This is a genomic window from Arthrobacter sp. MMS24-T111, from assembly GCF_054888995.1.
The window spans coordinates 1,003,543-1,025,683 of record NZ_JBTZRO010000001.1; the positions used below are offsets into that span (position 1 = coordinate 1,003,543).

Below are 22,141 nucleotides of genomic sequence, written 5' to 3' on the forward strand. Positions count from 1 at the left end.
TGCTCCGGAACAATGCCTTCCCTGCTCAGGGGCGTGGGGAGTAGTACGTCAACGCCCTGCGCCGCACGGAGTAGGCCACCCGGCGCACTCCGGCCAGAGCTTCACCGTCCACGGCAAGGGCCATGGGTGCGCCGCCGGCATCGAGGGTGACCGCCAAGGCCTCGCGCAGGTGCGTGATCCGGGAACTTGCCACCGTGCCGGTCAGGACGGCCCAGAGCAGCCGCACGCGGGCAAATGACTCGTCGGCGGTGATCAGCCTGACGTCCAGTACGCCGTCGTCCATGACGGGCCGGATGAGCGGCGCGTGGTCCCGGGGGTAGTACCGGCCCCGACCAAGGTAGGCAATCCACACCTTGTGCCGGATGCCGTCGACGGACAGGGTGATGGGGGTTCCCGCGGCGAACGTGCGGAACATGGCCACGACGCCGGCCAGCGGCTTTCCGAGCGCGGGTTGCAGGTGCTCCCTGCGACGCACCAGATTGGGATAGAGGCCCACACTGGACGTGTTGAGCATGACCAGTTCGGACACTTCGGGGTTGCCCGCGAGGCCACGTTCCGCGGTCACCACGCCGATGTCCGCCAGTGCGGCCTCACCCCTGGTTGCCGCTTCCACGGCGTCCTTGAGGTTCCCGGTCCCGGCGTCCCGCGCGAAATGGTTCAGGGTTCCGCCGGGCAGCACCAGCAGGGGGAGGGAGCGCCCGACGGCGGCAGCGGCCGCAGCGCCGACGGTTCCGTCGCCGCCCCAGACACCCAGAGCCAGGGTCCCGGGGACGTCCGCGGTGGCATTGATCTGCTGCACCAGATCATCGTCGGGCTGCACGGTATTTATATAAGCCTTCGGGAATACTTCTTTGAGGGCGGCGGCCGTTTCGTCCTTGAAGGATCCTCCCAACGTGTTGACCACGATGCTGAGGCCTTCGCCATCGGGCAGCCCGGGCGCTTCAGCCCATGTCCGGGTTGTCTGCGGAATGGGTGGCCGGACGGGCCACCAGTGCCGGGTGATCATGGCGGCGCCCGCACCAAGTATCGAACCGAAAATCACGTCGGAGGGCCAGTGCGCGCCGGTATGGACCCTGGAGTAAGCCACCCCGAGTGCCGCGGGGGCCAACGCGGCCCCGAGCGCAGGCTGGACCAGGCCGGCGCCCACCGCAAAGGCGACGGCGGACGCTGAATGTCCCGAAGGCATGGACGAACTCCGTGGCTGGGGGTGGACGAACCGGAACACCGGGAGATTTTCCGGCTGCGGCCGGGTCCGGGGGAGCAGGGTCTTGAACACCAGGTTTGTGACGGCCGAGGCGACGCCCTGGGCGATCAGCCCGTGGAGGGCAGCGCGCCGGGATTTGCCGGGGAACAAGGCCAGGACGGCTGCGATCCCGATCCAGAGCTTTCCCTGGTTTGCCGAAGCGGAGAGCCGTCTGAAGAACACGTCGTGGCTGCCGCCGGGCAGGTTCGAAACATGCTGGAGAAGGTATCTGTCGATGCGGCTGGGCCAACTCCGGCGGCGGTGCCTCGTGCTTTGCATGTGATCACCCTAAACCCGAGGCGCTTTCGCAGGCCGCTGCACGGCTTCCAGCGCGGCGGCAGAATCCCGTCAGGGCTCTTTGGTGCCTTCGAGCCGCAGGGGCCTGGCGGCACCGGCCAGCAGCAGTGCGACGAGGATCGGTGCCATGATCGCCAGCAGCGCGGTGTGGATGCCCGTGAGGTCGCCGAGGTAGCCGAGCAGCGGCGGTCCGGCCAGGAACGATATATAACCCAAAGTGGATACAACGGATACACGTGCTGCCGAATGCCTGGGGTCGTCGGAGGCTGCGGACATCCCCATTGGGAAGGCCAACGCTGCACCGACGCCCCAAAGAGCCGCACCGACACCGGCCAGCCAGATATTCGGCGCCAGGACGAAGAGGCCCAGCCCGGCGGCTGCGGCGGCCATGCTGGCCCGCAGCACGGCCACCCGGCCGTACTTGTCGATCACTCGGCCGCCGAGGAAGCGCATGGCCGTCATGGCAAGGACGAAGAGGGCAAACATGAGTGCGCCCGTGGACTCAGAAGTGGCCAGGCCGTCCACGGAGGCTTTGGCGATCCAATCGTTGCCGGCCCCCTCGGTGAGGGTGGCTCCCAGGACCACGACGCCGATCAGCAACGTCCTGCTGTCCCGCCATGCCGAGGGACCCTTGGCGGCTTTGGGTTCCCCGGGCGCGGCTGCGGTGGAAATGTGGGGGAGGAAGAAGCGCGGCGCGGTCAGGGCCACCAGCACCACCACACCGGCAATGACCATCAGGTGCAGGGGAAGGTCCACGCCCAGGCTGGACAGGCCGGCGCCCACCAGTGCGCCCACGAACGCGCCGCCGCTGAAGGCCGCGTGGAATTGCGGCATGACAGTCCGGCGGAGTTTGTGTTCCACGTCGGCGCCTTCGATGTTTTGCGCAACATCCCACAGGCCGATGCCGATTCCGAAGAAGAACAGCGAGACCGCGGTTCCGGGTATGGAGGTGGCTGACAGCGCCGTGGCGATGCCGATGCCCGCGGCGGCAGCAAGCAGGCCGGCGAAGCGGACGGTGTTGGCTGTTCCGATCCGGCCCACCACCATGCCCGCCGTGGGGAGTGCCAGAAGCGACCCTACGGCCGTGCACAGCAGCAGGGTGCCCATTTGGCCGGAGGTGATGTGCAGCGTCTGCGTGACGGCGGGGATCCGTGCTGCCCAGCTGGCGAACACGAGCCCATTAATGCCAAAGACCACGAACGTGGCCGCGGCCGCCGCTTTCAGTCCAGCATGCTGTTCGGTGCCGGCGTTGATGCTCATACGTTCACTACTTCCACAGAGTATTGGTCGAGTTGGGCTTGTTCCTGGCCACTGAATTTCCGGTCGGTGACAATCACGTCAACCCGGTCCAGGCCGCCGATGAGGACCCTCGCGTGCGCCTGCCATTTAGCCGCCGATGCGGCAACCACCACCCGCGCCGACGCGTCCAGGCCGGCCCTCTTGACCGCGGCATCGTCCAGGTCGTGGGCCAGGAGGCCATCAGTGAAGTCAACGGCACAGGGGGTGAGCACGGCGGTATCAAAACGCAGCGACCTGATGTTGGACTCCGCCAGTGGCCCGCGGAAACATAGCTCACCGGGCACCAGGCTCCCTCCTGGCAGCAACAGTGCAGGCCTGGAGCCTGCGGCAGTGTCCCCGCCGGCGGCCGCATTGAGTCCCGGCAGGGACATCGGCATCAGGGTCAGTTCCCGGCCGGTCACGGCACGGGCCACCTCGGTTGCCGTGCTCCCGCTGTCCAGCCAGACGTGTTCGCGTTCCAGCAGCAGCGTGGCGACAGCGGCGGCGATGCGCCTCTTGGCGTCCCGGTCCTCCAGCTCCCGGAGCCCGTAACCGGGGTGCTGCCCTTGCCCGATCAGGCTCTTGGCTCCGCCGTGGATCCGCCGGAGGACGCCGTTGCCTGCCAGCGCCTCAAGGTCGCGTCGGATCGTGGCCCCGGAAGCGTCGCAGGCCAGCATCAGCTCTTCGACGCTCGCCTCGGCCTGCCGCCGGAGGATTTCGGCAATGGTTCTGTGCCGCTCATCCGTCTTCATGATCAAATGCTATCAATTTATGATCATTTGCTCATAAGTCTGCTCAGTGGCTCCTCAGCGGGCGCGTTCCACCCGTTGTTCGTCCCAGACCGGCTCCGCTGATTCGTAGACCTTCCCGTCCGATCCGAATACCAGGAACCGGTCGAACGTACGAGCGAACCAGCGGTCATGGGTGACGGCAAGGACTGTGCCCTCAAAGTGGTCAATGGCCCGCTCCAGCGCCTCGGCGGAGTGGAGGTCCAGGTTGTCCGTTGGCTCGTCCAACAGCAGCAGGGTGGCTCCGCTGAGCTGCAGGAGCAGGATCTGGAAACGCGCCTGCTGGCCGCCGGACAGCGACTCGTATTTTTGCTCGGACTGTCCCGCCAGGCCGTAGCCATCCAGGGCGCCGGCGGCCGCCTCCCGGCCCAGCCCCGAACGGTGTTCGTCGCCGCGATGCAGGATTTCCAGGAGCGTCTTGCCCAGGAGATCCGGCCGGACATGGGTCTGGGCAAAGAATCCGGGCCGGATCCGCGCACCGAGCTTGACGGTCCCTTCGTGCGGGACCTCGGCGATTTCCACGTCGGAAACCGGCAGGTGTTCCCGTTCGGGGTCGGTGCCACCGGTGGCGAGCAGCCGCAGGAAGTGGCTCTTGCCGGAGCCGTTGGAGCCCAGTACGCCGACCCGGTCGCCGAACCAGACCTCGGTGGAGAAGGGCTTCATCAGGCCGGTCAGTTCCAACCGTTCGGCAACGATGGCGCGCTTGGCGGTGCGGCCGCCCTTGAGCCGCATCTGGACGTTCTGTTCGATCGGCAGCGCCTCCGGCGGCCCCACTTCGAGGAACTTGGCCAGCCGGGTCTGGGCGGCGTGGTACCGGTTGGCCATGTCAGAGCGGAAGGCCGCCTTGTTCTTGTACATGTTGACGAGTTCCTTGAGCTTGATGTGCTCCTCGTCCCAGCGCTTCCGCAATTCCTCGAAGCGCGCGTTCCGGTCCGCGCGGGCCTCCACGTAAGATCCGAACCCGCCGCCGTGGATCCAGGCTGCGGCCCCGTTGATCCCGGGCTCGAGGGTGACAATCCTCCCGGCAGCGTTGTTCAGGAGTTCGCGGTCGTGGCTGATGAAGAAGACCGTCTTCTTCGACTCGTTGAGCTTTTCCTCCAGCCATCGCTTGCCCGGAACGTCGAGATAGTTGTCCGGTTCGTCCAGGAGGAGGAGGTCGTCAGGGCCTGCGAACAGTGCTTCCAGCACCAGGCGCTTCTGCTCGCCGCCGGAAAGGGTGGACGCCGGGCGGTGCTGTGCGCGGTCAAACGGCAGTCCCAGAGCGGCCATGCAGACTTCGTCCCACACCGTCTCGACGTCGTAACCGCCGGCGTCGCCCCAGTCCACGATGGCCTGGGCGTACCGCATCTGGGTGGGCTCGTCGTCGTGCTCCATCATGGCCAGCTCGGCATCATCCACCTCGCGGGCAGCGGCCGCCAAAGCCGGGGAGCAGCGGACACCAGCAGGTCCCGGACTGTTGAACCGTCTCGGACCTGCCCCACGAACTGGCGCATGATGCCCATGTTCCCGGACCGCCCGATGACGCCCTCGTCCGGGACCAGGTCTCCGGCGATGATCCGGAACAGCGTGGTTTTTCCTGTGCCGTTGGGCCCGATCAAGGCGGTCTTGGTACCGTCCGGGACCTTGAAGGTCACTCCGTTCAGGAGCTGGGTGCCGTCGGAGAGGAAGTAGTCGATGCCGGAAACGTCAATATGGGCCACGCCGTCAATCCTCCCACGGCGGAACCTAGCCGGCGGCGGTGAGGAACTGCTTCAGCAGCGGACCCGAGGTGGTGGCACCCAGGCCGCCGTCCTCCACGAACACTGCCACTGCCAGGTCGCCGTGGACGGCCACGATCCACGCGTGCGTCTTGGGCGGATTTTCGGTGCCGAATTCGGCGGTCCCCGTTTTCGCACCCACGGGAGCCCCGGGGACGCTGGCGAGGAACCCCGCGTGGCCGGAGGTGACCACCGCGCGCATCATGTCAGCCAGCGATGCCGCCTCCGCTGCCGTGATCGGTTTGTCCGATGCCGTGGACGGTGCTTCGGCCGTGGCCGTGGCAGTTGGTTCGGCCGCCGGAGCGGTGGACCCCGGGGTGGTTCCCGCAGCGGGGGCAGCGGCGTCAGGGTTGAGGACCAGCTGCGCCGAAACGGGGGCGCCCTTGGCAACAGAGCCGGCCATGATCGCGGCGGCCAGGGGGAGAGCAAAACCTTGCCCTGGCCAATCATGGAGGCCGCGTGTTCGGTGCCCTGGGCCTGCCCCGGCACCGAACCCAAGAACGCTTCCGCCCCGAGTTTCGGCGCTTCGACCGCGACGCCCATGGAGGTGGCGGCGGCTTCGAGTTGGCTTTGGGATACCGAGTCGCGCTGGGATATGAAGGCGGTGTTGCAGGAGTGCGCAAAGGCATCCCGGAGGGTTACCGCGCCCAGGGAGGTGGTGGGGTAGCCCTCGGAGTTCTTGAAGGTGCGCCCGTCCACCGTGAGGGTTGGGGTGCACTGGACGGTGGAGTCCGGATTCATGCCGTTCCGGAACATGGCCAGGGAATCCACCATCTTGAAGATCGAGCCCGGGGCGTACTGGCCCAGCATGGCCGTGTTGTAGCCGTTGCTGCCAGGGCCGGAGGCCGCGGCAAGCACGGCCCCGGTGGAGGGCCGGAGTGCCACGATGGCCGACGCCGGGCCCACACCCTCCAGGGTGGACTCAGCCAGGGTCTGGAGGCGCGGATCGAGGGTGGTCTTCAGCGGAGTGCCGGGCTTGGGTGCCACCTCGAAAAGGACGCGCCTGGGGTCGGTGCCGGCGGACTGGATCTGTTCGCGCGTCAGGTCGGCCCGCTGCGCCCGGATGACCACGGCGTCTGATCCGCGGAGCTGTGCGTCGTACTGCTGCTGGAGCCCGCCGATGCCCGTGACATCCCCGGCGTCCAGGGCACCGTTGGATGCATCGATCTGTTCTGCCGTGGCTTCGCCGACCGATCCGAGCACGGCGCGGGCAAACGTCCTGCTGGGAGCCAGCGGCATGGACGCGGGGATACCGCGCGCGCCGGGGATGGCCTGGATCTGTTGATCCGAGATGTTCCTGCCTTCTTCACGCAGCGTGATGGCGGGGACAAAAGCCTGTGCCCCGGCAGCCTTGACCTGCTGCACATACGCGGCCGGGTCCACTCCCACCAGCGCGGCCAGTTTCCCGGCGGACTCGGAGGGGTCTGCGGCGCCCAGTTGCGGCTTGTCGATGCCGACATTCACCACGGGACGGTAGGTGACCAGCGGCACGTCGCCGGCACCAAGGATGTCGGCCCGCTGGGGGACTGGGAGCCCTTGGTAACAATCTCGCTGTCCGTCAGGCCGGGTGCCAGGAGGGCGGGGTCCCACACCGTCAGCCACTTGTCCCCTGACTTCTTGAAGTTCGCCGAGCTGGTGTACTTCCATTCGGCGTCGCCGAACTTCCAGGTGTAGCTCAGCGGCGCGGATGCTTTATCGCCGTCGAGGGTGAGTCCGCCTGCCTGGACCTCGGGCTTCTGCGGATCCAGGGCAGCGAAGACCTGGTGCAGCTGGTCGTTGGCCGCGGCGGCGTCCTTGCCGTCAAAGGCCACCGAGCCAACGTCCAGCGTTGAGACCGCGCCGGCCAATTGCCGGGCGGCGGCTTCAGCCCCGCTCTTTCCGTCGTCGCAGGCCACCAGGGAGGTACCCAGGACGAGCGCAGCTACGGCAAGCGAAAGTTTTGTTGATTTCCCCATGTGGCCATTATCCCCCGCCCCGGCACCGTGCTGCGCCGTGCCGTCGCAGGCCAGGCGGTTGTGGCAGGGCCGCCGGCCGTCGGGACCTAGCCGAGGGAAAGGTCCGGAAGCGGCAGCCTGAAGATGTCCTTCAGGGCGTACGTTGCCGCGTGCATCCCGGGCATTCCCGTGACGCCCGGGCCCGGCGGCGTTGACGATGAGCAGAGATAGACGCCCAGCAGCGGGGTCCGCCACGGGACGGGAGACACCACGGGCTTTTGGACCAGGCCGCGTACGTCCATGACTCCGGCGCTGAAGTCGCCGCCAATGTAGTTGCGGTTGTACTGCGCCAGCTGCGCCGCCGTGATAGCGTGCGAGTCCACCACGAGGTCTCGAAATCCCGGGCAAACCGTTCCAGCTGCGCCATCACCTCGCCGGTCATGTCCCGCGTGGAACCTGCGGGGACGTGGCAGTAGGTCCACAGTGTGTGCCGCCCGTCCGGCGCCCGTCCGGGGTCGAACCGGGAGGGCTGGGCCACCAGGACATACGGCCGCCCGGGATGCCGGCCGGCGCTGACCTCGTTCTCCGAAGCCGCCAGCTCGGCCCTGGTCCCGCTCACGTGGACCGTGCCGGCGTCGGCAAGTCCGCCGGCCTGCCACGGCACCGGACCGGACAGGATGAAGTCCACCTTGCAGGAGCCGTTTCCGTACCGGAACGCCTCGAGGGCTCTTCGATAGTGGCCCGGCAGCGCATCGCCTGCCATGTCCAGCAGGCCGCGGGGTGCCACATCCAGCAGGGTGGCCCGGGTTGCCGGCAGTTGTTCCAGCCGGTCGATGGGGGTGCCGGTGTGGATGACGCCGCCGTGGGCGCGGATATCGTCGGCGAGGGCTGCCGCGATGGAGGCGGAACCGCCGCGGGGGATGGGCCAACCGTCCGCATGTCCCAGGGCACCGAGCATCAGGCCGGCCCCGGACGCCGCCAGGGACGGTAAATGCGAGATGGCGTGGGCGGCAACCCCGCTCAGGAGGGCGGGTGCAAGATCTTCCCGGAACCGTGCGTTCCACAATCCGGTTCCCTGTTCCAGCGTCCGCAGTCCGTAGACGGCCGCCATCACCGGGTTGCGGGGGATCCGCAGGAGCTGGTTTTGGGTGAAATCCATGATGTCGCCAATATGCCGGACCAGCGGTTCCATGAGCCGGCGGTACGCAGCGCCGTCCCGGCCCAGTTCCGTCGCAGTCCGCTCCAGCGAGGTATAGGCCAAGGCAGCCCGGCCGCCGTCCAGCGGGGAACCGAAAGACACCTCGGGCGTTATCAGGTCCACCCTCCGGGTCAGTTCGAAGGCACGGAAGAACGGGGATGCCAACGCCATGGGATGCACCGCGGAGCAGACGTCGTGGAAGTGTCCGGCCTGCATGAGTTCGGTGGTGCGCGTGCCACCGCCGATGGTCTGGGCTGCCTCGAAGACTTCCACCGACAGCCCTGCCCTTGCCATGACGGCCGCTGCAGAGAGTCCGTTGGGACCGGAGCCTACTACCGCGACATCAGGCACGGGCCCCTGCTTTCCACGGGATCACCGATTCCGAGTGCCGGGCGGGATCCAGCCGGAACCAGTCGGGCGCGTTGGTGAAGGGCCCGCCGTGCGGATCATCAACGTGGTGGCGGCGGATGGGGTCATAGGCGGGGTCGTAGATATCCCACACGATGCGCGCCATGAGGTAGGCCACCGCGGCCATGTGAGCGGCGACAGCGAGGACGTAGTACGGCATGTCCAGGTTGTGTTGGGACGAACCGGAGCTGGTCACCTGTCCAAGGTACATCCAGATCGCGGCCCAGTGCAGGGCTTCGATCCCCTGCCAGACCAGGAAGTCGCGCCACCGCGGCCTGGCGAGGGCAAGCAGCGGGATCAGCCACACGACGTACTGGGGTGAGTAGACCTTGCTGGTGAGGATGAAGGCCGCGACGATCAGGAAAGCGAGCTGCGCCAGGCGGGGGCGGCGGGGAGCGGTCAGCGCAACGGCTGCTATGGCGGCGCACAACAGGACGAACAGTCCGGCTGAAAGTGCGCTGACTCCGTCCGGTGCCAGCCCGGACCAGCCCAGCCTGCCGGCCACCAGGTTGTAGGCGAACCACGGGGAACTGTACCCGGCGCCACGGTCCGCGCTGTACTGGAAAAAATAGGCCCAGCCGGACGGGTTGGCCGCTGCGAACGGCAGGTTGACCACCATCCAGGTGGCGGCGGCACTTCCGGCGGTCACCAGCAACGGCCGCCACCGGCCGGTGCGCACGGAAAGCAGCAGGATGGCCCCGAGGACCAGCAGCGGGTAAAGCTTGGTTGCCGTGGCCAGCCCGATCAGGATGCCGGCTGGCACGGGGCGGTTCTTGGCGAAAAAGTACATGCCCACAGCCAGCAGGCAGGCTGCCCAGAGATCCCAGTTGATGGTTCCGGCAAGGATAATCCCCGGGGCGACCGCCACCATGGCGGCATCCCAGGGACGGCGGCCGGGCATGCGGGCAATTGCCAGGACAGTGACCATCGCCACGGCCGCCAGCAGCACGGCATTGATGTCGAAGTAGGCCAAGGCCCGGGCGTTGGCGTCTCCTCCGGGAACCAGCCAGGCCGTCAGCCCCGCAATTAGGCCGATGAGCACCGGGTATTCAAACTGGCTGCCGCTGCCGAGGATGGGGAAGACCCCTTGTGCCATGCCGCGGTTCCGGAACAGCTCCGGAAAGTCCGAGTAGCACGTGGCGTAGAACTGGGTTGGTGTCTCCCAGCCGTTGACCCGGCAGTAGCCCTTAAGCAGGATGCCCGTCAGGGCGGCCAGTGCCGTCAGGACCACCAGCACACGCTGCACGGTGTAGATCCCGGGGGAGGTAACGCCGGGATCCGCCTTGGTCCCGAGCGGCCCGCCGATCACCTCCGTAAAATTCCGGAGCAGTTTATCGCTGCGGCTTGGCACCACGATTCGGGGCCGTCGTCCACCCTCCGGCGGCTGGGTCTCGTGCATGGAGTCGAGCTTACAGCCGGCCCCTGCGCAAAGCGCGGGGGCCGGCACTCAGCGCAAGCCGCCGAGCTGCTGGTGCATGAGCACGAAAACTTCGTTTCGATGCTGCTCCAGCAGGTCACTGTTGAATGAGCTGCGTCGCTGCAAGGGGAGGGACAGGAGTCCCAGGATTTTTCGCATCAAGGAAGGCACCTCCTTTCGTTTAATGAGGCACAAAAGTGCATGACAAATTAGCGCCGTTTTTCGGCGCGTAAAAGCGCGGAAAGAAGGCGCGTGAATTCCATGGCGGAAATAGGCTGAAATTGCGTAAGAGAACACAATTCCGGGGGATGCCGGCAATGCCGGACAGCAAGCACCTGGCGCGGAGCTTGAACTCTCGCTTGCGCGGACGCGGTTTCAGGCGTCAGCGAAGCGTGGGCTCGGGCAGGTGCTGATCCGGGGAGTCAGCGCAGGAGGTGCGGCGTACCGGCCGTTATCCTTGGGACTGGCCCTGGCAGGGCGGAGTCCCGGGGAACATGGTTCCGGCTAGCGGCGCCGTGGAGAACCGGGGAGGGCGGCAGACCGCCGCCCGGTGCCAACCGTAGCCACGCGCGCAGCACCAGCAAAGGCCGGGAATGCATTGATGGGGGTGTTCCATTCGCCAGTCAAAGTCATCATTTTCCCAACCTCCTTTTCTGCTGTCCGCTGCGTGGTGTGCAATGCGGTCTTGGACCCGGGCAGATTGCCGCGTGGTCAGGAATAAAGCTACCCCAGGAATCGGCGAAAGGCCAGCAATTCCCGGGAAATACGGAAAAGTTTTTATCTAAAGGCGATTCACAGGCCCCAGCGCACAATAGCGGGCGTCTTCTTATCCCAGCCCAGGGTGCACACTTTGGCAGTGCCGAGGATAAAGTGGCGGCCTTCCGTGGGCGGCAATTCCAGCCAGCGCGCGGTAAGGATCCGGGAGAAATGACCGTGCGCCACGATCAGCACATTGTCCATCCCGGATTCCAGGATCCGGCCGATGATCTTGTCCGCCCTCGCGGCCACCTCATCAAGGGTTTCACCGTTGGGAACGCCGTGGGTCCAGATCAGGTAGTCGGGATTGTCCTTGCGGATCAGGTCCGAGCTGATGCCTTCGTAGTCCCCGTAGTTCCACTCCACCGCGAGCGGTTCGTGCCGGGCATCCGGGAAACCGGCGAGTTCGGCAGTGCGCCGCGCACGCCGCAGCGGCGAGGTGAGCACCAGGTCGAAGTCGACGCCGTCCAGGACCTTGCGTGCCTCTACGGCCTGCTGTTCGCCTTCCACCGTCAGGGGGAGGTCCGTGAGGCCCGTGTACTGCCCGCTTTTGGACCATTCGGTTTCGCCGTGGCGGAGGATCCACAGCTGGGGGCGCGGAGCGAAGGCGGGATTGGTCATTTGGACTCCTCAGCGGGTGAAGGTTCGACGTCGGCGGGAGAGGCTCCGGGTTCGGGCCCGGCAGGTGCTGATTCAGGCTGTTCGGCCCACCAGCGGAGCAGGCGCGCCTCGGCCTCTTCCGCTGGCAACGGTCCGTGCTCCATCCGTTCATTCAGGAGGAACTTGTAGGCGCGGCCCACCACGGGGCCCGGCTTGAGCCCCAGCAGCTCCATGATCCGGGCCCCGTCCAGGTCCGGGCGTACTGCGTCAAGGGATTCCTGTTCGCGGAGCGCAGCAATGCGGGACTCAAGGTCGTCGTAAGCGAAAGACAGCCGATCGGCCTTGCGCTGGTTTCGGGTGGTGACATCGGACCGGGTAAGCCTGTGCAGCCGTTCCAGCAGGGAACCGGCGTCGGTGACGTACCGCCGGACAGCCGAGTCGCTCCAGCCGGCATCGCCGTAGCCATAGAAACGCATATGGAGTTCCACCAGCCGCGCCACGGCCTTGGTGGTGTCATTGTCGAACCGCAGCGCCTTCATCCGTTTGGAGGTGAGCTTGGCACCCACCATGTCGTGGTGGCGGAAGCTCACCGCGCCGCCCGGTTCGAACCGGCGCGTCGCCGGCTTGCCGACGTCGTGCATCAACGCGGCGAAGCGCAGCACGAAGTCCGGGCCCGGCACAGGGCCTTCGGCGTCCGTTTCAAGCTCCGCTGCCTGCTCCAGTACCTGGAGGGAGTGCTGGTAGACATCCTTGTGCCGGTGGTGCTCATCGGCTTCGAGCCGGAGGGCGGAGACCTCGGGCAGCACATACTCGGCCAGCCCCGTGTCCACGAGGAGATCCACGCCCACGCGAGGCCGGGCGCCGCAGATCAGTTTGACCAGTTCGTCCCGCACCCGCTCCGCGGAAATGATCTTGATCCGGTCAGCCATGTGGGTCATGGCCTCGCGGACGTCGTCGCGGACTGAAACCCCCAGCTGCGCGGCGAAGCGGGCCGCCCGCATCATCCTCAACGGGTCATCGGAGAAGGAGGCCTCCGGCGCCCCGGGAGTGGCCAGCAGGGAGGCATGCAGGTCCCGCACCCCGCCAAACGGATCCACCAGTTCCAGGGAAGGCAGTTTCAACGCCATGGCATTGATGGTGAAGTCGCGCCGCAGCAGGTCGTCGGTGAGGGAGGAACCAAACGCCACCACGGGCTTGCGGGAGTCGGGATCGTAGGCCTCGGCCCGGTAGGTGGTGATCTCGATCTGGAAGCCGCCCTTGCGCATGCCGATCGTGCCGAACGCACGCCCGATCTCCCAGAAGTTGTCCGCCCACTTCTTGATCAGCGCCACCGTCTGGTCCGGCGTGGCATCCGTGGTGAAGTCGAGGTCGGGCGAAACCCGGCCAAGGAAAAGGTCGCGCACCGGCCCACCCACAAGGGACAGCTCGTGGCCGGCATCCACGAACCGCTGACCGAGCTCCAGGACCACCGGGTCCACCTTGAAGTCAACGGTGTGGGAATCAATCTTGTGATCTGCATGCGACATAGTTCCTTAAGCTTGGCAGAAACCAGCGGCGCGGCAGTCCAAAAAAGCGTCAAGATCAGCGCTGATTGACGTTCCCGGCCTCAAAATGCGTCACATCCCGTCCATGTTGGTGTCATGTTCCGGTCATCACGAACGGGCAACAGTCGTTAGAGTGGACTCCATGGCCCATCCAGTACCGAGCGCTCCCGGCAGGAGGACGAACGCACCATTGCCATCGGCAATCGGGGCGCACGTTGCCCCTGCCCAGCAATCGGCACCGGCCTCGCTGCCAACGGTTGAGGAAGTCTCGGCCGGCGGCGTTGTGGTGGACACATCCGACGCCGAATTGAGGGTTGCGATCATCGCCCGCCTTAATCGCGGCGGACGGTTGGAATGGTGCCTCCCCAAGGGACATCCGGAGGGCAAGGAAAACAACGAGCAGGCTGCCGTCCGCGAAATTGCCGAGGAAACCGGCATCGAGGGAGACATCCTGGCGCCGTTGGGCAGCATCGACTACTGGTTCACGGTCAGCGGCCACCGGGTCCATAAAACCGTGCACCACTACCTCCTGCGGGCCACCGGCGGCGAGCTCACCATCGAGAACGATCCCGACCAGGAAGCCGTGGATGTGGCCTGGGTGCCCATCCAGGCTGGCCCGCAAGCTGTCCTTCCCGAACGAGCGCCGCATCGCGGACCTTGCCCGCGAGGTCCTGCCCGGACACCTCTAAGCCCGGACCCCGCCGTCGTCATTGCGGTGTTACGGGCCGGTGGGTGAGACGATGAACTCGATGTCAGCTACCAACTTTCCTTCCGACCGGTCCGGCCGGCCCGATGATGCCGCACCCGGCGATGCTACCGCCGAGGCGGCAGCACCGGAGACCGCGCAGCCCGCGGCCGCGGGTCCCAGCGAGTCCCGTTCCAGCGCCATCATGGCCGCAGGGACGCTCGTTTCCCGTTTCCTGGGATTCGGCAAGACCTGGATGCTGGGCACCGCCCTGGGCCTGGGCTCGACGGTCAACGACACGTTCATCAACGCCAACAACCTGCCCAACCTGATCTTCCTCCTGGTGGCCGGCGGTGTCTTCAACGCCGTGCTCGTACCGCAGATCATCAAGGCAAGCAAGGCACCGGACAGGGGAGCGGACTACATCAGCCGGCTGCTGACGCTTGCTGTCCTGCTCCTGTTCGGCCTGACGGCGCTGGTAACACTGGCCGCGCCGGGGGTCATCGAGCTGACAACACAGGGGTACTCGCCGCAACAGAAGGCTCTCGCGGTCACGTTCGCGTTCTGGTGCCTGCCGCAGATCTTCTTCTACGGCCTGTACGCCCTGCTCACCCAGGTCCTGAACGCCAACGGCGCGTTTGGCCCAGCCATGTGGGCACCCATCCTGAACAACCTGGTTGCCATCGCCGGCCTGGGAATGTTCATCTGGATCTTCGGGACCAACGAGTTCAGCGGCCACACAATCGACAACTGGGGATCCACGCAGACGCTGCTGGTGGCCGGGTTCTCCACCATCGGCGTGCTATCCCAAACAGCCATCCTGCTGGTACCGGTCTTCCGTCTGAAGCTCGGGCTCCGGCCCCGGTTCGGCTGGCGGGGCGTGGGGCTGGGGCACGCTGCACGGCTGAGCGTATGGACCCTCCTGACGGCCGCCGTCGGGCAGCTGGCCTTCCTCTACGTCATGCGCATCGCCACCATCCCCGGCGCTGAACGCATCCGGTTGCAGGAGGCGGGGGACCCGTCCGCCTCCACCCTCCCCGGCAATGCCGTCCTGGAGGTGGCCAGCCAGCTGTACCTGCTGCCGCACTCGATCATTGCCCTATCGCTGGCCACCGTCCTGTTCAACCGGATGACGCGCGCGTCGCAGGACGGCAACCGTGCGGAGCTTCGTGACGCGCTCTCGCACGGGCTGCGGACCATGGCCGTAGCCACAGTGTTCGGCGCCCTGGCGCTGTTTGCCCTGGCAGGTCCGCTGGGCATGTTCTTCTCCGGCGGCTCGCGCCAGGACGGCGTCATGCTGGCCCAGACGCTCACCATCCTTGCCCTCAGCACCCCCTTCATGAGTGCCAACTTCATGATGTCCCGGGTGTTCTATGCCAACGAGGACGCCCGGACGCCGTTCTACGTGCAGCTGCTGCTCGCCGTTGTCTATGTAGCCGGCGCGTTCGCCAACCAGTTCCTGCCAGTGGGCCAGATCATCTACGCCATCGCCGTCCTTTATATGGTGGGCAACATCCTCTCGGTGGTGATCAGCGCGGTCTTCCTGCGGCGCATGCTGGGCAGCCTGGACGGTCCGCGGATCGCCAACTCGTACATCCGCATGGGGTATGCGGCCCTTGGTTCGGCGTTCGCCGGTTCGGCCGCGCTCTGGCTGATGGGCAGCTACAACCCTGATGGTTTCGCCTGGAGCGGCCGCCTGCAGGCCCTGCTTACGGTCGCCGTGGCAGGGCCGGTCATGCTCGCCGTCTACTTCGTCCTCCTCCGGCTGTTCCGGGTCACCGAACTGGGCGATATGCTCCGGCCGCTGCTGGGCCGGCTGGGCCGCGGGGACCAAGCCCCCGCTGCCGAAACCGGGGACGCGCCGTCGTCCGCTCCCGCCACAGGTTCCTCCGGGCACCGTCCTGAACGGGCCACCACCTCCGTGGACACCGGCCTCATCCCACGGATTTCCGGCGAGTTCGATGCCGTCTCCTTCCGGGCGGGCCCGGATCCGGAGCGCGGGGTGCGCCGCCAGGACGTGCACGACGACGGCAGGCGGCAGGAGCCGGCGGCAGAGTACCTGCCCGGTGAGGAGCAGCCCGCCACGGCGCGTGGGGGCCTGCTCAGCGAACAGATTCCCCTTCCGGGCCGCCGGACGTACCAGGGGAAGGCCGGCGAGAACCCTTACTTCAAGAACCGCCGCCCACGGAAAAAGTGATGCCGTTGCGGTCTGGCGCCGGTCTTCTCCACGGCCGTCCGGGGCTGATCGGCTAGGATCGAACAGGTACAGGGGTAGTTGCATTCAGGGTTCGGCCGTGCGCGGCGCCTGAACGGCGGTTGCGTCATTGAGGCCGGCAATCCCGGACAGTCTAGGAGGAACACGTGTCCAACCCGATCGATGTCGGATCAGTACTGGGTGGCCGTTACAAGGTCACAGCCACGGTATTGGCCTCCCACGACCACGATCTGGTGCTGGACGGCGTGGACCAGGTCCTCAACCGGCCGGTCAGCATCCTGGTGGCGGGCCCGGAAAACACCGAGCAGGTTGCCCAGAGCGCCCGCGAAGTGGCCACCGGCGAACGTCCCGGCACGGTACAGGTTCTGGACCTCGGCGTTACCGAAGACACCACCTACCTCATCACCAACCACACCTCCGCCGCAGACCTCCTGGACCTTGTGGTGGCATCCAACCCGCCCTACGTCGAACCGTTCTTCACGGACACGCTGGGCAGTGAGATCTTCGGCCAGGCCCGTTCCCACGAACCCGAGCCCTACGACGAGGAAGACAACGTCGACGCCGGGTACATCAACTACGCCGACTCGCACCCGAGCCAGGTTGATCCTTATCCTTCCGCGCCGGCCGCACCGCCCAGGCCCCCGGTCCGGCCTGCAGGCCAGGCTCCCGCGGTACCTCCGGCTTCAGGCCGCACTGGTGCCGCAAGTGCAGCAGCCGCCGGTGCGGCAGGTGCTGCAGCAGCAGCCGGTGCCGCCGCGGCGGCTCGACGACCCGCCAATGTGGATCCCGATGCCACTGCCGCCCAGCCCGTACAGCCTGCAGCCGAGCACGGCGGCTTCAAGCCGGCAAACACTGAGGATACGGACACCGGTCCAACCGACACCACCCAGGCACACCCCCAGCAGTCCGCTTCGGACGCCAAGCCGAAGGTTTCCCTGTGGTCTGATGACGACTACGCCCAATCGGCCGACGAGGACTATCACCAGGACAGCGACGCCCCCCAAGAGCCCCGCAGCGGCAGCGGCAGGTCCGCCCTGTTTGCCCGTGCGGCGGCCCCGGCGGCTGCCGGTACCGCATTTGCCGATCAGGACGACGACGACCGTGATGAGTCCGACAACCAGCCACGTTCCATGCGCTGGTTGGTTGGCGGCCTCCTGGCCGTTGTGCTGATTGCAGGCCTGATCTTCGCCGTCACCAACCTTGGCAGCCTCTTCACCCCAGGGCAGCCCCAGGCCAAGTCGACTCCGCCCGCCAGCACCAGCGCACCCCAGGCGTCCGCGCCGGCCACCCAGGCGGCCCCGTCAGCGCCGCCGGCGGTGCCGCCCGCTATTGAAAGTGTGACCCGGCAGGGGAACTTCGACTTTGCTGCGACATTCGATGGCGACCTGGTCAAGGCTTACGACGGCAACAACGCCAGCTACTGGTCCGATATGGAATTCGCCACGGAGAACTGGGGCGGCCTGGCCCCGCAGGGCGTTCCGCTGGTGGTAAAGCTGAAGAGCAAGGCCACGGTTTCTTCCGTCACACTCTCCCAGCTCGGCGGATCCGGCGGCAACATCACCGTTTACACCAACGACCAGCCATCCCTGGATGGAGCCAAGTCCATTGGCACCAGCAGTTTCACGTCCACAGACCTGAACATGCCCCTTTCCGAGCCGGTCCAGGCGCAATACGTGATTGTTTCCATCAATTCGCTTCCCAAGCTGGCGGCCCCGAAGACCCGGTACGGTTACGGTCTCCGCCTCGCGGAAATCAAGGTCCAGTAGGCCGCCTCGACGCCCCGCGGCTGTTACAGCCGCGACAGGCGCCCCGTGCGGGGAATGTACTCTGGAAAGAGCGCCCTGCGAAGGCTAGTCCTGTACCTTTTGCGGTGGTTCACCTTGTCCGGGCGCTGGAATATTCAGCACGCGGGCACGGTTGTGCCATGTGGCCGGCCTCCAAGGGGAGGCGAGTCGAACAAGGAAGAGGTTCACGTTCCAGTGACCATCGCAGAAAACACGGCGTCCGACGTACGTGATGTCATCATCGTTGGCTCGGGCCCGGCAGGTTACACGGCAGCCGTGTACACCGCACGGGCAAACCTCAAGCCCCTGCTGCTCGCAGGTTCAGTGACTGCAGGCGGCGAGTTGATGAACACCACGGACGTGGAAAACTACCCCGGCTTCCCTGAAGGAATCATGGGGCCGGACCTGATGGAAAACTTTGAGAAGCAAGCCGCCAGGTTTGGAACTGAAATCCAGTTTGAGGATGTGACCGGGCTCGACCTCAGCGGACCGGTGAAGACAGTCACCATCGGCACGGGGGAGACCTTCAGGGCGAAGGCTGTCATCCTTTCCACCGGATCGGCGTACCGGGAACTCGGGCTCCCCAATGAAAAGCGCCTGTCCGGCCATGGAGTCAGCTGGTGCGCAACCTGCGATGGTTTCTTTTTCAAGGACCAGGACATTGCCGTCATTGGCGGCGGCGACTCCGCAATGGAGGAAGCCCTCTTCCTCACAAAGTTTGCGAAATCAGTAACGGTTGTACACCGCCGTGATTCGCTCAAGGCTTCCAAGATCATGGCGGACCGTGCACTCGCCCACGAGAAGATTTCCTTTGCGTGGAACAGCACCGTGGACGATGTCCTCGGGGAGGACAAAGTCACCGGACTGCGGTTGAAGAATCTGCTGGACGGATCCGTGTCTGAGCTTGCCGTTACGGGTGTCTTTGTAGCCATCGGCAACGATCCCCGGACCGATCTCGTTAAAGACGTCCTGGCGTTGACGCCCGAGGGCACCATCGCCGTGGAGGGCCGGAGTTCCAGGACAAGCGTCCCGGGTGTGTTCGCGGCCGGCGACGTTGTTGACCCGACCTACCGCCAGGCAATTACTGCTTCCGGTTCCGGATGTGTTGCGGCTATTGACGTCGAACACTATCTGGCCGATCTGCCCGCCTAATCCGCGCCACTGTTATCCGAAGAGAAAGACAAGGTTATGAGCAACGCAAAAGATGTAACTGACGCAAGTTTCGGCACTGACGTTCTGTCCTCCGAAAAGCCCGTCATCGTCGACTTCTGGGCTGAGTGGTGCGGTCCCTGCCGTAAGCTTGGCCCGATCCTCGACGAGATCTCGGTCGAATACAGCGAGAAGGTCGACGTCGTCAAGGTAAACGTGGATGACAACCCGGCAATTGCTGCCGAATACGGCATCACCTCAATCCCCGCCGTCTATCTGTTCCAGGGCGGCGAAGTGAAGAGCACGGTTATCGGTGCAAAGCCGAAGCAGTTCTTTGAGAAGGAATTCTCTGACGTTCTCTCCTGAGCCGCAGGCCTCATGGGTCTGACCTGAAATAATCTGAAAGTGGTTCCCGTCGTCTGGCGGGGACCACTTTTTTATGTGTTCCCTGCTGTTCTTCGGTAGCAATTTCCTCATAAGTTCAGGAATTCAGCGCTGCAAGGGTATCCGCTGCCGGTACCGGACAGATGCGTTTCACGTGAAACACTTTTCGTCCGCTTTGCCATTTCGCTTAGCCAACTACAGCGTTCAATACCAATTAGTGCGGCCACACTCCTTGGTTATACCGGTGAGACTTAAACCCTAGGTGCGGCATGGTGTCTACCTCGAATCTGACAGTTTCGGCTAGCTGCATACCTCGCCGGCGTCCTACTTCGTAGCATCAGACTTTGACTCCAGTTGTCCACTGCCCACGATCTGCCGTCGAAATATGCCGGTGCGCATCCTGGTAGGCACCAAACAACGTACCGAGAAGCGCGATAAACGTACCGGGATGCGCACCGATGTCCCGCCTGGCGTAAGCATGTTTCACGTGAAACACTGCTGACGATGTCACACTGGCAGCAAACCGTCTACGTTCAATCAATCTGGAGTCGACATATGATCACCCGCCCCGACAGGGAAGCCTCTGCTGGGATGATTTCAACCGGTCAAACATCTTACGTTCCTGGGCCAATCCCGGTCACAGACAGTTTGGCGTTCCGGTGACGGTGAGCTAATCCAGCGGCTCACGATAATCGAGGGGGACCAGGAAGTCGACTTCCACCTTCTGAGCGGCTGCGACCTAATGTCTACCAGTCGAGCAGAGGACAATCACTCCCATTAGCGATCAACGACTATTACACGAAACCACAGAACGAGCGTCCACTGCGTTCCAAGAGGCATGGTCTAAATGCACCACACCTCTACGCAGGCCCTCTGAAGAGGAAGATATCCAACCAAGTCCATGGCCATCTTCCCTGCATAGATGCCCCGGGGTAATCCACGCAGATGTCACACGTTTAGGAGAGGGGAGTTCTGAAGATGTCAACCCTACCGGTCCAGTGTGGCTGCCTACACAGCCGTGTGAAGGCGCACACCAGGTCCGGTATTTGATTTCGTCCAGAACGTGCCCTTAGTCAGTAGGGTCAACCATCCACACTGCCCCTGATGCGCAGGCTGACGGGGACCCCCAACGAGGCTTCGCACCATCAGCCCAGTGCCAGGAGACTGGCTCTGCGGCCTGCCCGATGTAGCGCGCCTAGGAACGCACTGGCGCTCAGGCTAGCTGGGTCGGCGTCGGGGGTAGAAGTTCCTCAGGTTGGTCGTGGTTGTTTCGTATTTCACACCGCATACCCATATACGACCTTCCATGCTGCGCGCTCAAACTTCTGTGAAGCAACCGGTGCCGGCCTGTGGTGGAGGTGTTGTTCGATGTTTCACGTGAAACGAGAACCCGCACAGATGCCCATTAGAAATTGGTAATGAACGGCAAGGATCAACACACCACTGCAAGCGGTGTGCGCGCTGCAAGATCCAGGCTCTGGCGATGGTGAACAGCAAGAATATCTGCAGCAGGTACGCGAGGGTGTCGCCGCTCCTAGGCGGCTGGCAGGTCCACGGGAATCGAGGGGCGCAACGGTATGCGCCGCCCAAAGGGTTCCGGACAGAGCAGTGGAAACTCGAACACTTCATGGGCCTCGAACTGGCTTCGGATTCAAGATCCCACGCGTCGGACCAAATGCTCCACCACCTTCGCCAAGAGCCTCTAGCCTGACCGCGATCCCATACTTGGTCTTCCGACCGTGCGCATACTCACATGTTATCCACAGCAGCCGCGTCGAGTTATGCACAGGAATATCCACAGGCATGCCAAGCGTCTACCGAGGGTCACAGTGGATTCTCAAGAGCCAATTCGACATCTACGGTGATCAGGCCAACGCCGGAACAGCGACTGGGCGGGAGTGAGGGCGGACAGTCTGGACGCAGGTCAACTCTTCCGACGCTGAAAATTGCATATATTCAACTTAAAATTGGCTACTTGTCTCCACTCGAAAGTACATGAGGATGTTTCACGTGAAACACCGCGAGTAAGGACAGTCTTGTAGCGCGCGCCGTCGTCCAGTGAGTAACTACCCTGCGCTCCAAGAGGCAGTCGAGATGAACCCGGCCTGTGGGTCGGGGAGTCAACTTATTCACAAAGTTATCCACAGGAATATCCACCGCAGTCCGATGCAAGCGTCCGGCAATTGGGTCCCTTCTGGGATCGGTCATTCCGTACAACATGCGCCTACGGCCGGCTCGAGCTGGAACCGTACTGCCGAGCTCGGCGGGCGTTCCCGGTGCAACACCGCTGCTCTAGACGCTGGTGGCTGCCCATTTCGCGTGCCGTCCAACAGCAGCTTGGACCCCACGGAGCCCAGCTACACGCCGTACAAATCGAACCGTGACCACCTCAACTGCGCCAGAAGCCCTGTTTGCCGCGAAGCGGGCCCACCACCTTCTTGGACACTCCACGCCGAACCTGCCGGACTGCATCTCCGCCCAAGATGCCCATTGGGTGCCGACGACCAGCTGTGGTCATCGCGGGCGTCAGCACACGAGGTTCGTTGGCATGTCCATTTACCCTCGAGTCATAGCAATGGAGCGGCCCTCAAGCAGGCAGCGAAATCGCCCCGCGGGATCGGCGCATCACGTACTCCGCATTCCGTGCAAGCATCCGATCGCCGAAAGGCTGACTCATCGTTGGAAGAGGAGGTGGTCCCTGGGC

Annotated in this window: 11 protein-coding genes and 4 pseudogenes; 5 read left to right on the forward strand and 10 right to left on the reverse strand. The window is 64.9% G+C overall.

Annotation, left to right across the window (positions count from 1 at the left end):
• Nucleotides 1-25: 25 nt before the first annotated feature.
• The 10 genes and pseudogenes from ACX5I6_RS04575 to ACX5I6_RS04620 form a co-directional block, all read right to left on the reverse strand.
• Complete coding sequence (locus ACX5I6_RS04575) at nt 26-1,522, reverse strand: phosphatase PAP2 family protein (protein ID WP_461839636.1); 1,497 nt, start codon at nt 1,520-1,522, stop codon at nt 26-28.
• A gap of 69 nt (nt 1,523-1,591) precedes the next feature.
• The gene (locus ACX5I6_RS04580; RefSeq protein ID WP_285246507.1) at nt 1,592-2,800 is read right to left on the reverse strand and encodes an MFS transporter; all 1,209 of its coding nucleotides are present in this window, start codon (nt 2,798-2,800) and stop codon (nt 1,592-1,594) included.
• On the reverse strand, nt 2,797-3,570 hold the full coding sequence (locus ACX5I6_RS04585; protein ID WP_285246508.1) for a DeoR/GlpR family DNA-binding transcription regulator: 774 nt from the start codon (nt 3,568-3,570) through the stop codon (nt 2,797-2,799). Before ACX5I6_RS04585 ends, ACX5I6_RS04580 begins: the two co-directional genes overlap by 4 nt.
• A 54-nt stretch (nt 3,571-3,624) precedes the next feature.
• A pseudogene (locus tag ACX5I6_RS04590) lies at nt 3,625-5,306 on the reverse strand (ATP-binding cassette domain-containing protein).
• A gap of 25 nt (nt 5,307-5,331) precedes the next feature.
• Nucleotides 5,332-7,318 (reverse strand): annotated as a pseudogene (locus ACX5I6_RS04595) (penicillin-binding transpeptidase domain-containing protein).
• 86 nt (nt 7,319-7,404) lie between these two features.
• A pseudogene (locus ACX5I6_RS04600) lies at nt 7,405-8,846 on the reverse strand (phytoene desaturase family protein).
• The gene (locus ACX5I6_RS04605; protein WP_461839637.1) at nt 8,839-10,302 is read right to left on the reverse strand and encodes a glycosyltransferase family 87 protein; all 1,464 of its coding nucleotides are present in this window, start codon (nt 10,300-10,302) and stop codon (nt 8,839-8,841) included. Before ACX5I6_RS04605 ends, ACX5I6_RS04600 begins: the two are co-directional and overlap by 8 nt.
• 48 nt (nt 10,303-10,350) lie before the next feature.
• On the reverse strand, nt 10,351-10,479 hold the full coding sequence (locus ACX5I6_RS04610; protein ID WP_461839638.1) for a hypothetical protein: 129 nt from the start codon (nt 10,477-10,479) through the stop codon (nt 10,351-10,353).
• A gap of 633 nt (nt 10,480-11,112) precedes the next feature.
• The gene (locus ACX5I6_RS04615; RefSeq protein ID WP_018769863.1) at nt 11,113-11,697 is read right to left on the reverse strand and encodes a histidine phosphatase family protein; all 585 of its coding nucleotides are present in this window, start codon (nt 11,695-11,697) and stop codon (nt 11,113-11,115) included.
• Nucleotides 11,694-13,202, reverse strand: a complete 1,509-nt coding sequence (locus tag ACX5I6_RS04620; protein ID WP_461839639.1) for a CCA tRNA nucleotidyltransferase — start codon at nt 13,200-13,202, stop codon at nt 11,694-11,696. The genes ACX5I6_RS04615 and ACX5I6_RS04620 overlap by 4 nt, the downstream gene beginning before the upstream one ends.
• Before the next feature lie 208 nt (nt 13,203-13,410).
• Between ACX5I6_RS04620 and ACX5I6_RS04625 the strand changes: the two are divergent.
• The 5 genes and pseudogenes from ACX5I6_RS04625 to trxA all read left to right on the forward strand — a co-directional run bounded on the left by ACX5I6_RS04625 (nt 13,411) and on the right by trxA (nt 19,419).
• Nucleotides 13,411-13,909 (forward strand): annotated as a pseudogene (locus ACX5I6_RS04625) (NUDIX hydrolase).
• 60 nt (nt 13,910-13,969) lie between these two features.
• Nucleotides 13,970-16,102, forward strand: coding sequence for a murein biosynthesis integral membrane protein MurJ (murJ, locus tag ACX5I6_RS04630; protein ID WP_461839640.1), 2,133 nt, complete (start codon nt 13,970-13,972; stop codon nt 16,100-16,102).
• 164 nt (nt 16,103-16,266) lie between these two features.
• Nucleotides 16,267-17,886, forward strand: a complete 1,620-nt coding sequence (locus tag ACX5I6_RS04635; RefSeq protein ID WP_461839641.1) for a discoidin domain-containing protein — start codon at nt 16,267-16,269, stop codon at nt 17,884-17,886.
• A 213-nt stretch (nt 17,887-18,099) separates the two neighbouring features.
• A complete protein-coding gene (trxB, locus tag ACX5I6_RS04640; protein ID WP_285246518.1) occupies nt 18,100-19,056 on the forward strand; it encodes a thioredoxin-disulfide reductase in 957 nt (318 codons plus the stop codon).
• A gap of 36 nt (nt 19,057-19,092) precedes the next feature.
• The gene (gene trxA / locus ACX5I6_RS04645; protein WP_018762822.1) at nt 19,093-19,419 is read left to right on the forward strand and encodes a thioredoxin; all 327 of its coding nucleotides are present in this window, start codon (nt 19,093-19,095) and stop codon (nt 19,417-19,419) included.
• Nucleotides 19,420-22,141 lie beyond the last annotated feature (2,722 nt).